A 13,817-nucleotide genomic window follows, 5' to 3' on the forward strand; every position below is an offset into this window, starting at 1 on the left:
GAACCACCTGGACGACGGTACGTCCATCTCGTCGCGACAGTTACGAAAGGGGGCGACAGTTGCGAAAGGGGCCTGACCCCATACGTAACTCTGCGTTAGATGACGGCGGTTTCGAGGAAAGGTTCGTTGCGTTCGATGCGTGTGTAACTGAGCGGGGCCAGGTCGATAGATCGGAATGCGCCGTAGGTGATCAGCTCACTCAGCCCGCGCCCGACGCCTGGGCCCTGCTGCAGGCCGTGCCCGGAGAAGCCATTGGCGAAGAAGAAATTCTCGACCTCGCTGCCCGGCCCGAGGATCAAATTGTGATCAAGCGTGTTGTAGTCGTACTGGCCGCCCCACGACGTGACGATCCCGATCTGGTCGAACTGCGGCACATACCTGGCCACCGTCGGCCAGATCAATTCCTCGAACTCGTCGTGTCGAATCTCGAAATCGCTGGCGTCGATGGCGACATCTAACGCCGGCGTTGCACCACACATGAAGTGGTTCTGTTCACGCCGAAAGTGGACACCGACCGGTGTCACTGTGAGCGGGACGATGTGGTCGATCGGCGTCCGGCAGTCGAACATGAAGCTGGTACGAGCCCGTGGCTCGATCGGCACATCAAGACCGACCATCGCCGCCACCTCGCGGGCCCGACAGCCGGCGGCATTGATCGCGAATCCACAGCCCACGCGAGCTCCGGATTCCAGACGGACACCCGTCACCCGGCCACCCTCGAGGTTGATCCCTATAACCCGATCCTTGAGATAGGTGACGTGGTTGTGGAGCGCCCGCTGACGCAGACCTTGGAAAAATGCCCAGCCATCAAAGCTGCCCTCACGCAGCCCACCGACGCGGGCACCGACAAACTGATCGACGTCCATATACGGATATCGCTCGGCGATCTGCCCGGGCCGAAGCATCTCGACTTCGGCACCCATCGCCAACTGCTCGACTGACTCTTCTTCGAGCCGCTGATATGCCGCGTCGTCGTCGGCGATGAACATGTATCCGGTCCCACGGAAGTTGATCTCGGGCGACTGGCCCTCGACCTGCACACGTTCGTGGAAATCGGCAATGAACTCAGCACCAAACCTGCTCAGCTGAATGTTGAGCGGATTGGTGTACTGCTCGCGGATGCTGTTCTGCGCCCGAGTCGTATTGGCGTAGTCGTAGGTCCAGTCGGGCTCAACAACGAGCACCGACCCGCCAAAGTCGGGGTTCTCCGAGAGGAAGTAGGCAGCTGCGGTACCCGTCATCGCACCGCCGATGCACACCACGTCATAGCTCGACGCCAGCACGGTCATGTCACGTATCCCTGTCGCCGGTCGTTCTCGACCGCCTCGGGGCTGCGTTCGGCCGGGTCTCCATGCCCGCCACCGCCCGGCAACTCGAGGATGAGCCGCTGCCCTTCCGGCACAACCTGGCGCCCCTTGCCCGCGAACGGCGTGCCGTCTTGGAGATACACCTTTCCTGGCGCACCATCGCCGCCACCCGACCGTCCACGAGCGGGATGGTCGATGCGGTCGAACATTGCGGAGAAATCAAACTGATACCCCTCACTCGGGCCGAGTTCGATGACTTGCCCGAGCCCGCCGCGCTGCTTGCCAGCGCCGCCGCTGTCGGGCCGAATTTCTTTGCGCCAGATGATGATCGGGCCGATCTGTTCGGTGGCTTCGACCGACATGGTCCGGACCCCCGACGGGAATGCGGTTGCGGTCAGGCCGTCGAGTCGCGGACGGGCGCCGGTGCCGCCGCTATTAAACATCAGCATCTCGACCGGCGGTCGCGGTTTGGCGAGGTCAGCCGAACGGGCGCTCGCCTGGAAGTTCCACAACGCTCCCGCTCCTTCGGCAGGCACCCGCTCGGGCAGCGCCTTCGCAAGCGCACCGAGGCACAGGTCAGTCACAAAGTGGCCGAGCACGTGGCGGACAGCCACGGGGTCCGGATGCTGCGCATTGAGGATCACGCCGTCGGGAGCACTCACCTTGAACACGTCGAGTGACGCGAAGTTGTTGGGCAGCTCGGGGGCCAGCGCAACGAGCATGCCGTACGTGAAGTACGCGTGGGCGTAACCGAGCGGCACGTTGATGCCGAGCCCGCAGACCGGCGATGTGCCACTGAAATCAGCGTGCATGCCGACATCGGTCACCGTGATCGCAACGGCCAGCGTGACCGGCTCGCCGTAGCCGTCGACGACCATCTCGTTGGTGTACACACCAGGCTCGACACCGCCAAGTGCGCGTCGGGTGGCCGTTCCTGTCCGGTCGAACACAAACTCGGCGAGCTCAGCAAGGTCGTCCAGACCGAACTCATCGAGCATGCCGAGCAGCCGTCGTCGACCCGTCTCGTTGGACGCCGCAAGCCCGTGAATATCGCCGACGACCTGATCCGATTCGCGGACATTGACCTTGACGATGTTGACGAGGTCGCGGTTGAGCTGCCACCGCTCGGCCCACTTCATAATGGGGATGTTGATCCCCTCCTCGTAGACCTCCTTGGCATCAGGGCCGTAGCCGCGACCGCCGATGTCAACGACGTGCGCCGTCGCGGCGAAGAACCCAATCAATGTCTCCGCGATGGTGCCGTCCGGCTGTTCGATGTCTCTGAACACGGGCGTACACACAGTGATGTCGTGGAGGTGGCCGGTGCCCTTCCACGGGTCGTTCGTGATGTAGACGTCGCCCGGGTAGATCCGGTCAGGGCCAATGTCGTTGATGAAGTGCGGCACGGCATCAGCCATCGTGTTGACGTGGCCCGGCGTGCCGGTGACGGCCTGGGCGATCATCCGGCCGCGCCTGTCGAACACGCCGGCTGACAGGTCACCGGCCTCCCGCACCGATGTACTGAATGCGGTACGGACGAGGGCCAGCGCCTGCTCTTCGACGACCGAAATCAGCCGATTCCACATCACCTGGTGATGCAGCGTGTCGGCCGCATTCATTGTGGCATTCATCGTCGAGTTCATCGTGGTGCTCATTGCTCGCTCCGATCGCGGGTGATCAACAAGGTGCCGTCGGCCTGCACCGTGCAGGTGTGGTGCGAAGCGAGGACGGTGGTGGTCTGGGCTTCGGCGATGATCGCTGGCCCGTGCAGACGGGTTCCGGGCAACAGCTCGTTCCGGTCGATCACAGCAGTTTGCACCCGCTCGCCGGAAGCGGCGTCGTAGGCATCACGGTAAGCAACCGGCGCAACGACCGATGAAGATGCGATCGACAGTTCGACCCGCTCGCCAGCTGGCACGATCGACGAGACACGCACCGACCAGCTGACCGTCTCGATTGCGAGGTCGTCGATGGCCCGGCCGAAGAACTCTTCGTAGGCCTTGGTGAACTTCGCTGACAACAGTTCGGCGGCGAACTCGTCGAAAGTGGAGTCGTCGTCGAGCGCCACGGGAATCTCCCAGCCCTGACCGGCGTAGCGCATCGACACCTGCCGTTCGACGGTCAGAATGGCCTCAGCGTCCTCGGCCAACGCAGGCCGAACAAACGACATCGCCTCATCGGTCAACGATGCAAGGACGTCGTTCGAGCCGTCGACATCGAAGTCGAGCGTTGACGTGTAAAAGCTGCGAACCGCCTCGTAAGAAAACGGTGCGACGAGGAACCCGATCGCCGAACCGACACCGGCGTCAGGTGGAACGATGAGTTCTTCGAGACCCAGCTTGTCCATGAGCCGTGCAGCGTGCAGCGGAGCGCCGCCGCCGAAGGCGATCATCGTGTAGCCGCCCATGTCCTTGCCGTTCTCGACAGCGTGCGCCCGAGCGGCGTTGGCCATGTTCTCGTCGACGACCTCGGCCACTCCGACCGCCGAGGTGTTGGCATCGAGACCGAGCCGTGCGCCCACGCTCCGAACGAGTGCTTCGCTCGCGAACTGCGGCGACAGATCGATGTCGGTCGCTCCGAACGTATCGGGATGGAGCCGACCGAGTTGCAGGTTGGCGTCGGTCACCGTGGCGTCCTGCCCACCGAGCGAATACGCCGCCGGGCCAGGCTCCGACCCGGCGCTCTTCGGGCCGATCCTGATTTGGTCGAGCACATCGACACTGGCGATCGACCCGCCACCGGCGCCGATCTCGATCATGTCGATCACGGGAATCGAGATCGGCATCCCGCTCCCCTTCTTAAAGCGCGCTGTGCGGTCGACTTCGAAGGTCTTGGCGGTCGCCGGGCGGCAATCGTCGATCAGGCTGATCTTCGCCGTCGTGCCACCCATGTCGAAAGAGAGCACACGGTCGCGTCCATAGCGAGCTGCGAGGTCGGCAGCAAAGATCGCTCCACCCGCTGGGCCCGACTCGACGAGCCTCACCGGAAACGCCGCTGCGCTCTCGACGCTCATCAAGCCGCCGCCGGAGTGCACGAGGTACAGCGGGCAGCTCACGCCGCGCTGCAGCAGTTCGTCACGGAGCCGCACCAGATAGGACGCCATCAACGGCTGGACGTAGGCGTTCGCACAGACAGTATTGAACCGCTCGAACTCACGCATCTGCGGTGACACCTCGCAGCTGATCGACACCGAAATGTCGGGCAGTCGATCGAGGAGGAGGTCACGGAAACGGCGCTCGTTCGTGCCATCGACGTAGCTGTGGAGGAACCCGACGGCCACGGACTCGTAGTCGCCACCGGCCAGATGTTCGACCAGTCCGACCGCGCCGGCCTCGTCGAAGTCGAGGAGCACGTTGCCGCTGGCGGAGCGTCGTTCGGCGACGGTGTAACGGTCTTTTCGCTCGATCAATGGCGTGGGCAGCACGATGTCGAGGTCGTACTGCTCAAATCTGCTCTCGGTCCGCGTCTCGATCACGTCACGAAAACCCTCGGTGGTGACGAGCGCGGTCTTGGCGCCGCGCCGCTCGATCAGAGCATTGGTGGCGAGGGTCGTGCCGTGGACAAACTGCGTGACGGCGTTCGATTGGCTCGAGAGGTCGATCCCCTCGGCGTCAGCGAGTTGCTGAACGCCTTCGAGAATGGCTCGCTCCGGCGCGTCGTGGGTCGTCAACACCTTCGTCGACGCGTAGTCACCACGGGCTCGTTCGAGCACCACGTCAGTGAACGTGCCACCGACATCAGCTGCGAACCGAACGCCAGTACTCATCAGAGGTCCTCGATCTTCGGGAAGTCGGATGGCAGCATGATGTCGACGGTCGCCGAGCGCTGTTGGGCGAGCATTCCGCCGTCAACCTTGATCACGTCGCCGGTGATGTACGACGCATCGTCGGATGCCAAGAAGAGCGCTGCGCCCGTCATGTCGATCGGTTCACCGATTCGGCCCAGCGGCACGTTCTCGCCACGCAGTTTCCGGTCGGCCAAGTCGAGGCCGCTGGTGTCGATCGAGCCCGGCATGAGGGCGTTGACCCGAATGCCGTACGGTCCGAGGTCAAGCGCCATGGCCCGGGTCAGCGCTTCGATGCCGCCTTTGGTCGCGTCGTAGGCCGTGAACGCACGATGCGCACGAGTGGCCCCACCCGAACTCATGTTGATGATCGATCCGCCACCGGCCTTGGCCATCATCCGCGCTGCCACATGCGAACATAGGAAGTGCCCGGTGAGGTTGACGTCAATGATCCGGCGCCACCACGCCTCGTCAGCATCGAAGAAATGCAGCATCGGCGAAACGAGGCCGGCGTTATTGACCAGCACGTCGATGTCTCCGTATTCGGCCACCAGGGTCTCAAACATCGTTGCAACCTGCGCGCTGTCCGACACATCAGCAATCGCTGCGACTGCACGGCCACCAGCGGCGGTGATCGTTTCGACCACGTCTGCGGCCGCTTCAGCGTTGATGTCGTTGACCACAAGCTTGCACCCTTGACCCGCGAAGCGCTCGGCGATTGAACGGCCAATCCCGCCAGCCGCACCGGTGACGAGTACGACCTTGTTGTTGAGTGATTCGTACATGTCAGTTGCCATTCGTTCAGAGAGTCGTTCAGAGAGTCGTTCAGAGAGTCGTTCAGAGTGCGAGCAGTTGGTGCTTGAGCGCGTCGACGGCAGGCTCGTTGCGTCGGTAGTAGACCCACCCGGAACGGGCGGTTGGGACAACCAGGCCGGCGTCGACGAGCACCTTCATGTGGCGCGACGCAGCGGGTTGGGAGACTTCAAGTTTGTCGGTGATGAAGAGATTGCAGGCACCGTGCTCGACGGGGTCACCGTGGACCTGGGCCGGGAAATTCGCAGCAACATCTTGGAGCCACTGCATGATCTGCAGGCGTCGCGGGCTGGCGATCGCTTTCAGTGCCTTTTCGAGATCGAGTGATTCTTGCACTTCAGCGTCCATAGCGATATAGCAAAGTCGTTATGGATGTCGCTGTCAAGAGGCAAGATCAGCCAAGACAGAAGATCACGCGCCCCGTCCCGCCGGACAGCGTCAGTGAGCGTCGTTCAACTCTCGGTGTTGGTTTGGTCCGGCCGGAACCGAATCTCGCTCTTCTTCTCGGGAAACTTGCCGACCTTTTCGGCGTAGAACTCCTGGAAGAACAGGATGTCAACATCAGGGTCACCGGTCGGCGTCATTGTTGGCCCGAACCCGAGGGTCTTCGTCTTGTAGTCGACAAAGGCACAGACGATGGGCACGTCCGCAGCCAGGGCGATCCGATAAAAGCCCGACTTCCAGTGGTCGGAGTACGACCGAGTGCCGGCCGCCGGAATGGCCAGGCCGATCTCGTCGGCGGCTGCGAACTCGGCGGTGAGCGACTCAACCATCCCGTAACGTCCCTCGCGGCGCACCGGGATACCCCCGAGGGAGCGCATGAACCAGTTCATTGGCCCACGGAACAGTTGATGCTTGCCCAAAAAGTTGACTGATTTACCCTGGCTCCAGGTTGCCACCAGCAACGCAGGAAGATCCCAGTTGGTGGTGTGCGGCGCACAAAGCATCACGTATTTCTTCGCTTCGGGGGCGGGGCCGATCGGCGTCCACCGCATCAGCTTGAGGACCAGTAGTGCGAATCGCTGCTTCACGTTGGACCCATCTCATCACCGGCCCGCTTGTTCGAGCCAGACCCCAGTATCGCACGAGCACTGTCAGACTGTCGGGGTCGCTCCGGCGTCGGTTGCGCAACTACCGTTGTCACATGGCAGCACGCGCCGATCGACAGGTCTCTCATCGAAGTTTCGTCAGCTACATCGACAAGTCGCGCGAGTACTACTCCGCTTCCGGCTTCGATCAGCCGTACTGCTGGGCAGCGTTCGACGAGGTGCCATTCAGCCCGCACACGAAGCCACTTGCCGAGTGCAACGTCGCTGTGGTGACCACCACCTTCCTGCACCATCACGACTCTGCACATGGCGCACCCGCCACTGGAAAGCAGGTCTATGCCCACCCGGTTGCCGACGTGCCTGACCGCATGTTCACCAGCGATCTGTCGTGGGACAAGCAGGCAACACATACCGACGACACCGAGAGCTTCCTCCCCCTCAAAGCGTTGCAGCAACTCGCCGACAACGGCACGATCGGTTCACTGAACCACCGCTTCTTCGGCGTGCCAACCGAATACAGCCAACGCAAAACCGGCCTCGACGCCGACCAGATCGCCACGTGGTGTGCGCAAGACGGAGTCGACATTGCGCTGCTCGTTCCGCTTTGACCGGTGTGCCACCAGACCGTGAGTCTGGTTTCCCGTCATCTCGAATCGCAGGGCATCACCACCATCGTGGTCGGCAGCGCCCGCGACATCGTCGAAGAGTGCGGTGTCGCCCGGATGCTCTTCGTCGACTTTCCGCTCGGCAATCCGTGCGGCAAACCCGGCGATCGTGACATGCAGCAGTCGATCGTGTCGTTGGCGCTCGACGTCGCTGCGACCGCAATCACACCACGAACCACGGTCCAAGCACCTGTGCAGTGGGGGTCCGACGACTGGCGCGCTGCATTCATGCGCGTCGACGATTCGAACATCGACGCATTGCGCGTCGCAGGCGACAAGCGTCGAGCAGCACAGGCTGCAAGCTCAGGAAAGGGCTGATCAATGGGACGACTCGACAACAAGGTGGCGCTGATCACCGGCGGCGCACGCGGCCAGGGTGCAGCCGAGGCTGAGCTGTTCGCCACAGAGGGCGCAACGGTCTACATCACCGATGTGCTCGACGACATCGGCACCGCAACCGCAGAGCAACTCGGCGATGCCGTCACGTACCTCCATCACGATGTGACAAGCGAAGGCGACTGGGCCGGCGTGGTCGGCGGCATCATCGAAGAGCACGGCCGCATCGACATCCTCGTGAATAACGCCGGCATCTTCGAACCGAAGCCGATTGCCGACACCTCGCTCGACGACTGGAACCGGACGATCCTGATCAACCAGACCGGGGTGTTCCTCGGGCTGCGTGAGGCGGGCCTCAAGATGCGCGATCACGGCTCGGGCAGCATCATCAACATCTCGTCAATCGCCGGCTTGGGCGGAGTGAGCATGGCGCACGCCTATGCAGCCAGCAAATGGGCCGTACGCGGCATGACCAAATCGGCAGCCCTTGAGTTCGCAGCTGATGGCGTGCGCGTCAACTCGGTCCACCCGGGCATCATCGACACCGACATGTTCAAGGAGTTCGGTGGCAACACCGAACGCGTCATCGCGGCCATCCCGATGGGTCGCGTCGCCAGCGCTCAGGAAGTCGGCATGCTCGTTCTGTTCCTTGCTTCCGACGAGGCGTCCTACTGCACTGGCCAAGAGTTTGTCGTCGACGGCGGTTTCAAAGCCTGAGACCCGGTCAGGGCTCGTACGTCGTGGGGTTTGGCTTCCCTCTCTCGGTAAGCACCAAGCGGCACGCACTTCGTAGTGTTCGTGAGCATGACACGCCGCACCGTTCACGACATGGTCAACGAAGCCAAGGCCCAGATCGAAGAGTTGACGGTCGAGCAGGTCGCCGCCGAGATCGAGGCCGGTACGGCGGTGGTCGTCGACATCCGCGACATCCGTGAACGCGTCGAGAAGGGTGCGATTCCTGGCGCGATCTCCGCCCCACGCGGCATGCTCGAGTTCTGGTTCGACCCTGAGAGCCCGTACCACCAAGATCGCTACCAGCCCGAGGGCCGCTACATCTTCTACTGCGCCAGCGGCTGGCGTTCGGCCCTCGCTGCGAAGGTCATCGGCGAGCTCGGCTTCGGCAACGTGGCCCACCTCGAGTCGGGCTTCACCGGTTGGTCGGAAGCCGGCAACGAGGTTGCCGACGTCGCCTCAACATCCAAGTGGGTCAAGCGCGACTGACGTCGCTCGGTACTCGCCAGGTGAAGGACCTTCGAGCTGAGCGGCGACAGCCGGTTCAGTCGGTCGGGAAGACAATGACGCTGCGCGCCACATTGCCTTGTTTCATGTCTTGGAAGCCCTCGTTGATCTCGTCGAGGGTGATCGTCTTCGAGACCATCTCGTCCAGCTTGAGGCGACCTGCCATGTACATCTCGATATAGCGAGGCATGTCGGTGCGGAACTGGTTCGACCCCATGTTCGAACCGGTCAGCGTCTTCTCGTACAGCAGCTCGACGCCATGAATTTCGATCTTGGTGCCGACCGGGATCATGCCGATCACTGTTGCCTGGCCACCCTTGCGCAGCATCTGGAACGACTGCTCGGCGGTCTGCTTCAGGCCGACGGCTTCGAATGCGTGATGCACTCCCCCGCCGGTCAATTCTTTGACTGCCGCAACAGCGTCGACGTCAGCGGCGTTGACAACATGGGTGGCGCCCATCTCCTGGGCAAGTTCGAGCTTGGCCGGCACCGTGTCGACAGCAATGATCTTGTTCGCTCCGGCGATGCGTGCGCCCTGGATTGCTGACAGGCCGATGCCGCCACAACCAATGACCGCAACTGATTCGCCGGGTGCGACCTTGGCGGTGCGGAACACCGCACCGAGCCCGGTGGTGACGCCGCAACCGATCAGCGCAGCCTTGTCGAATGGCATGTCCTTGTCGATCTTCACGAGCGCTTGCTCATGGACCAGCATCTTCTCGGCGAACGACGACAGATGCAGAAACTGGTTGACCGTTTCGCCGTTGCGTGACAGCCGCGGCGGCTCGCCCGGGCCGCGGACCAGCTCGGTGTCTTTGTTCTCGCAGAGGGCAAGGTGGCCATCGGTGCACTGCGAACAGTGACCGCAGAACGCCGACAGACACGTGATGACGTGGTCGCCCGGTTGGACGTAATGGACCATCGAGCCCACCGCTTCGACGATCCCCGCCGATTCGTGCCCGAGGATCGACGGACACGTTGACGGGTACTTGCCCTCCATGAAGTGGAGGTCGCTATGGCAGATGCCGGCAGCAGCAGTGCGGATGAGCACTTCGCGTGGGCCGGGTTCGCCGATTTCGACGTCTTCGATGGCGAGGATGCCAGGGACCGAGTTCAGAACTGCAGCTCTCATGGCCCAAGACTGCACCACGGCGCCGTCAACTCACAAGTCAGACGTCACACCCGAATAGTCTTTGAACATGACTGCGCTTGACGCTCACCCCGTCTCAGAAGCCGACACCAGCGATGCCGACCGGATCGTCGGGCGGCAGAAGTCCGCGACGATCGGCGCGGCGGTGAGCGGTGTCGACCTGAGCTCGACGCTCAGCGATGCCGCGATCGGCGTCATCCGCCAAGCGCTCCTCGACTGGAAAGTGCTGTTCTTCTGCGACCAGGACATCACCACCGAGCAGCACCTCGAGTTCGGCCGCCGCTTCGGGGAACTGGAAGTGCATCCGTTTGCACCGCAAAAGCCTGGCTTCCCTGAGGTGCTCGCAATCACGCACAACGAAGACTCTGCTGGCTACGAGAACCTCTGGCACTCCGACGTCACGTGGCGGGCCGACCCGTCGCTCGGCTCGATCCTGCGGTTACTTGAAGGGCCAGCTGTCGGCGGCGACACGCTGTTCTCTGACATGTACGCAGCGTACGACGGCCTCCCGCAGCGCATCAAAGACCGGGTCGATGGTCGAATGGCGCGACACGACTTCGCAGGCTTCCGTCGAGGTTTGCGTCGGCGAGGGGCGTCAGATGAGGAAATCGCCGAATTTGATGCGAGCTATCCGAACCCCGAGCACCCGGTGATCCGCACCCACCCCGAAACCGGTCGCAAGGCGATCTACGTGAACGCTGGCTTCACGCAAGAGATCGTTGGTATGGACCCCGACGAGAGCAACGACCTCCTCGAAATCCTGTACCGCCAGGCCAGCTACCCCGAGTACCAGGTGCGGTTCCAGTGGGAGACGAACTCGATCGCGTTCTGGGACAATCGGTCGTGTCAGCACTATGCCGTGTCCGATTACTGGCCGAACGTGCGCCGAGTCGAGCGCGTCACAATCATCGGTGACGTGCCGTACTACGACCCCTCACAGGAACCGACCGAGGCCCCCGAAGATCCGTTCCGCGGCGTCATCAAGCGCTGGACCCAGAGCTGAGCAGGCGTCAGACAACACTTTGACTCCACCTCACTCGGTCGGCCGCTGTCAGTTGCTGGCGGCACGCCTTCGAACCACCAGCGAATGCACGACCAACGCGGCGCAACAAACCAGGACGGCGATCTCGGGGTAGACCGACAGAGCGGCTTCTGGTAATGGGTTCAATCCCGGTCCGTCTCGGAAGCCGAACCAACCGCCCTCGGTGCGCGACATCCAGAAAGCGAACAGCGACGAAGCCGCCCAACCCATGCCCGCGAGTGGGGCTCCAAGCTTCAACAGTGGCGGCGCCTTGATAAAGATCGGTGCGAGCAAAGCGGCGGCGATCAGCACCGAGCTCAGTGCGTTGAGGAGAAATTGCGCACCGATGTGAGCAATGGGAATGTCTTTGTATCCGTCTTGGTACAACGAGAAGTGGGCGTACCCGGCAATCAGCGCTGCAACAGAGGCAGCGATTCGGAATGTGCGTGTGAGTGTCATGGCTTCGACCTGGTTCAGTTGACGACGACGGTGGCGCGCATCGTCGGATGGATCTCGCAGAAGTAGGCGTAGGTACCTGCTGCGGCGAACTCGACCTGGAATGTCTCGTTCTCGCCGAGGTTGCCGGAATCGAATTGTTGGGCGGCGGCGTCCTTGGATGTCACCGTATGGGCAAACGGATCGCTGTTGGTGAACGTGACCGTGTCGCCGATTGCCACGTCGATCTCTAGCGGGCCAAATCGGGACTTCGTGATGTCGACCGCTCCGCCGGATGCAGACACATCAGCGGCGGTGTCGACGGTGGAATTGTCCGCCGCGCTGTCGGACGAACTGCAGGCGGTAAAGGCCACGGCCGACGTGGCGGCAATAAGAAGGAAACGGTGTGTACGCATGCTGTGAGTTCGCATGCGACCGGTGTGTGGATCACGTTCGAAGAAAAGTTTGGACACCTTGATCCAATTTTCGTGGACGTGCGAACCAGGACCACGCCACGGAACACCGTGGTCCGGCCCGGTCAATTCGGGCCTCCCCCCGTGAACAAGGAGCAAGACCAGAATGCGCAAGTCAAGCAGAACTATCCTCGCACTCGCTGCAACGATCTCGATGACCGCCGCTGCATGCGGAAGCGACTCGAACGACGCCGTGACCACAGTTGCGCCCGTCGCTACCGAGGCGCCAGCTGAAACAGACGCACCGGCCGAAACCGATGCGCCGGTCGCCACAGACGCACCGGCCGCAACCGATGCCCCGGCTGAGCCTGCCGCATTCGCCACCGATGATGGTGCGTCCTCGCTGCGAGCAGCGTTGACGAGCCTGCTCCAGGAGCACGTTTACCTCGCTGGTGGAGCGTTCGAAACGGCGATCGACGCCGGAGGCGACTTGACCGACCCCGAGACCGTCGCAGCAGTCGAGGCACTCGACGAGAACACCGTTGCACTCGCCGACGCAGTCGGTTCGGTCGCCGGACCGGAGAACGGTGCAGCGTTCCTCGGCCTGTGGCGCCAGCACATCGGCTTCTTCGTCGACTACACCCTCGGCGAAGCAACCGGCAACGAAGAAATGAAGACCCAGGCCCTCTCTGACCTCGAGGGTTACCAGCAGGCAGCCGGAGCATTCTTCGAAGAGATCACCGGCGGCGAAATCCAAGCTGACGTCCTGATCGGTGGCCTCGCAGCGCACGTCAACACGCTGACGCTCGCAATCGATGCAATGGTTGCCGACAGCCCCGAGCAGTTCGAACTGCTCCGTGCAGCTGGACAGCACATGTTTGGCGCCGCCAACCTGCTGGCAACCGGCATCGTTGCCGCCCTTCCTGACACGTTCCCGGGCGCCACTGACTCTGCTCCGGCCGAGACACGTGCGATCCTGACGAACCTCCTGCAGGAGCACGTCTACCTCGCCGGCTTCGCCCTCGAGCAGGCCATCGACGCCGGCGGCGACCTTGAGAACCCCATCGTGGGCGGCGCTGTTGCAGCGCTTGACATCAACACAGTGGCACTCGCCGACGTCGTTGGTTCGGTTGCCGGCCCGGAGAACGGGGAAGCGTTCCTCGGTCTGTGGCGCCAGCACATCGGCTTCTTCGTCGACTACACCCTTGGCGAAGCAACCGGCAACGAAGAGATGAAGGCCCAGGCCCTCACCGACCTCGAGGGCTACCAGCAGGCAGCCGGAGCATTCTTCGAAGAGATCACCGGCGGAGCAATTCCAGCCGAGGCATTGATCCCCGGACTCGAAGAGCACGTTCGCACGCTGACGCTGGCTATCGATTCGATGGTCGCCGGTGACGTCGCAGCGTTCTCCCAGCTGCGGGCCGCCGGCCAGCACATGCCGATGGCCGCCCTTGCGCTGGCCACAGGCATCGTCGCCGCAACGAGCTGAACCTGAACATCGCAACTGCCGACTCACGGCGTGATAACCGGGCCGTGTGGAACATTTCGTTCCACACGGCCCGGTCGCCGTTTTCGTGCGACCAAAACATCGGCCCCGAACCCGCT

At 62.7% G+C, this 13,817-nt stretch carries 15 protein-coding genes; 6 read left to right on the forward strand and 9 right to left on the reverse strand.

The window, feature by feature from the left end; genetic code table 11:
* Window positions 1-95: 95 nt before the first annotated feature.
* The 6 genes from ACH2EI_RS01810 to ACH2EI_RS01835 all read right to left on the reverse strand — a co-directional run bounded on the left by ACH2EI_RS01810 (window position 96) and on the right by ACH2EI_RS01835 (window position 6,935).
* Window positions 96-1,289 carry an NAD(P)/FAD-dependent oxidoreductase gene (locus ACH2EI_RS01810; RefSeq protein WP_395155928.1) on the reverse strand — a complete coding sequence of 398 codons (1,194 nt, stop codon included), beginning with the start codon at window positions 1,287-1,289 and terminating at the stop codon, window positions 96-98.
* On the reverse strand, window positions 1,286-2,938 hold the full coding sequence (locus ACH2EI_RS01815) for a hydantoinase B/oxoprolinase family protein (protein WP_395155932.1): 1,653 nt from the start codon (window positions 2,936-2,938) through the stop codon (window positions 1,286-1,288). Before ACH2EI_RS01815 ends, ACH2EI_RS01810 begins: the two co-directional genes overlap by 4 nt.
* A gap of 20 nt (window positions 2,939-2,958) precedes the next feature.
* Window positions 2,959-5,073 carry a hydantoinase/oxoprolinase family protein gene (locus ACH2EI_RS01820; protein WP_395158956.1) on the reverse strand — a complete coding sequence of 705 codons (2,115 nt, stop codon included), beginning with the start codon at window positions 5,071-5,073 and terminating at the stop codon, window positions 2,959-2,961.
* A complete protein-coding gene (locus tag ACH2EI_RS01825) occupies window positions 5,073-5,888 on the reverse strand; it encodes an SDR family NAD(P)-dependent oxidoreductase (protein WP_395155924.1) in 816 nt (271 codons plus the stop codon). The genes ACH2EI_RS01820 and ACH2EI_RS01825 overlap by 1 nt, the downstream gene beginning before the upstream one ends.
* Before the next feature lie 40 nt (window positions 5,889-5,928).
* Entirely contained in the window at window positions 5,929-6,252 is a 324-nt protein-coding gene (locus ACH2EI_RS01830; protein ID WP_395155922.1) for an ArsR/SmtB family transcription factor, read from the reverse strand.
* Window positions 6,253-6,356: 104 nt separating this feature from the next.
* On the reverse strand, window positions 6,357-6,935 hold the full coding sequence (locus tag ACH2EI_RS01835) for a 1-acyl-sn-glycerol-3-phosphate acyltransferase (protein WP_395158958.1): 579 nt from the start codon (window positions 6,933-6,935) through the stop codon (window positions 6,357-6,359).
* A gap of 113 nt (window positions 6,936-7,048) precedes the next feature.
* Between ACH2EI_RS01835 and ACH2EI_RS01840 the strand changes: the two genes are divergently transcribed.
* From ACH2EI_RS01840 to ACH2EI_RS01855, 4 genes are all read left to right on the forward strand, one after another.
* Window positions 7,049-7,561, forward strand: a complete 513-nt coding sequence (locus ACH2EI_RS01840) for a glycine/sarcosine/betaine reductase selenoprotein B family protein (RefSeq protein ID WP_395155918.1) — start codon at window positions 7,049-7,051, stop codon at window positions 7,559-7,561.
* Between the two features lie 18 nt (window positions 7,562-7,579).
* Entirely contained in the window at window positions 7,580-7,936 is a 357-nt protein-coding gene (locus ACH2EI_RS01845; protein ID WP_395155916.1) for a hypothetical protein, read from the forward strand.
* A 3-nt stretch (window positions 7,937-7,939) separates the two neighbouring features.
* Window positions 7,940-8,671, forward strand: a complete 732-nt coding sequence (locus tag ACH2EI_RS01850; protein ID WP_395155914.1) for a glucose 1-dehydrogenase — start codon at window positions 7,940-7,942, stop codon at window positions 8,669-8,671.
* Window positions 8,672-8,758: 87 nt separating this feature from the next.
* Complete coding sequence (locus ACH2EI_RS01855; RefSeq protein WP_395155912.1) at window positions 8,759-9,175, forward strand: rhodanese-like domain-containing protein; 417 nt, start codon at window positions 8,759-8,761, stop codon at window positions 9,173-9,175.
* Between the two features lie 55 nt (window positions 9,176-9,230).
* Here ACH2EI_RS01855 and ACH2EI_RS01860 read toward each other — a convergent pair whose 3' ends face one another.
* Window positions 9,231-10,325, reverse strand: coding sequence for a Zn-dependent alcohol dehydrogenase (locus ACH2EI_RS01860; protein ID WP_395155910.1), 1,095 nt, complete (start codon window positions 10,323-10,325; stop codon window positions 9,231-9,233).
* A 67-nt stretch (window positions 10,326-10,392) separates the two neighbouring features.
* On the opposite strand from ACH2EI_RS01860, the gene ACH2EI_RS01865 reads away from it, so the two are divergent.
* Window positions 10,393-11,346, forward strand: coding sequence for a TauD/TfdA dioxygenase family protein (locus ACH2EI_RS01865; protein ID WP_395158960.1), 954 nt, complete (start codon window positions 10,393-10,395; stop codon window positions 11,344-11,346).
* A gap of 48 nt (window positions 11,347-11,394) precedes the next feature.
* On the opposite strand, the gene ACH2EI_RS01870 is transcribed toward ACH2EI_RS01865, so the two are convergent.
* Window positions 11,395-11,823: a hypothetical protein gene (locus tag ACH2EI_RS01870; RefSeq protein WP_395158962.1), complete on the reverse strand. Its 429-nt coding sequence runs from the start codon at window positions 11,821-11,823 to the stop codon at window positions 11,395-11,397.
* Between the two features lie 14 nt (window positions 11,824-11,837).
* Window positions 11,838-12,215 carry a plastocyanin/azurin family copper-binding protein gene (locus ACH2EI_RS01875; RefSeq protein WP_395155904.1) on the reverse strand — a complete coding sequence of 126 codons (378 nt, stop codon included), beginning with the start codon at window positions 12,213-12,215 and terminating at the stop codon, window positions 11,838-11,840.
* A gap of 163 nt (window positions 12,216-12,378) precedes the next feature.
* Between ACH2EI_RS01875 and ACH2EI_RS01880 the strand changes: the two genes are divergently transcribed.
* Window positions 12,379-13,701 carry a copper amine oxidase gene (locus tag ACH2EI_RS01880; RefSeq protein WP_395158964.1) on the forward strand — a complete coding sequence of 441 codons (1,323 nt, stop codon included), beginning with the start codon at window positions 12,379-12,381 and terminating at the stop codon, window positions 13,699-13,701.
* Window positions 13,702-13,817 lie beyond the last annotated feature (116 nt).

This window comes from Ilumatobacter sp., from assembly GCF_041688325.1.
Classification (GTDB): domain Bacteria; phylum Actinomycetota; class Acidimicrobiia; order Acidimicrobiales; family Ilumatobacteraceae; genus Ilumatobacter_A.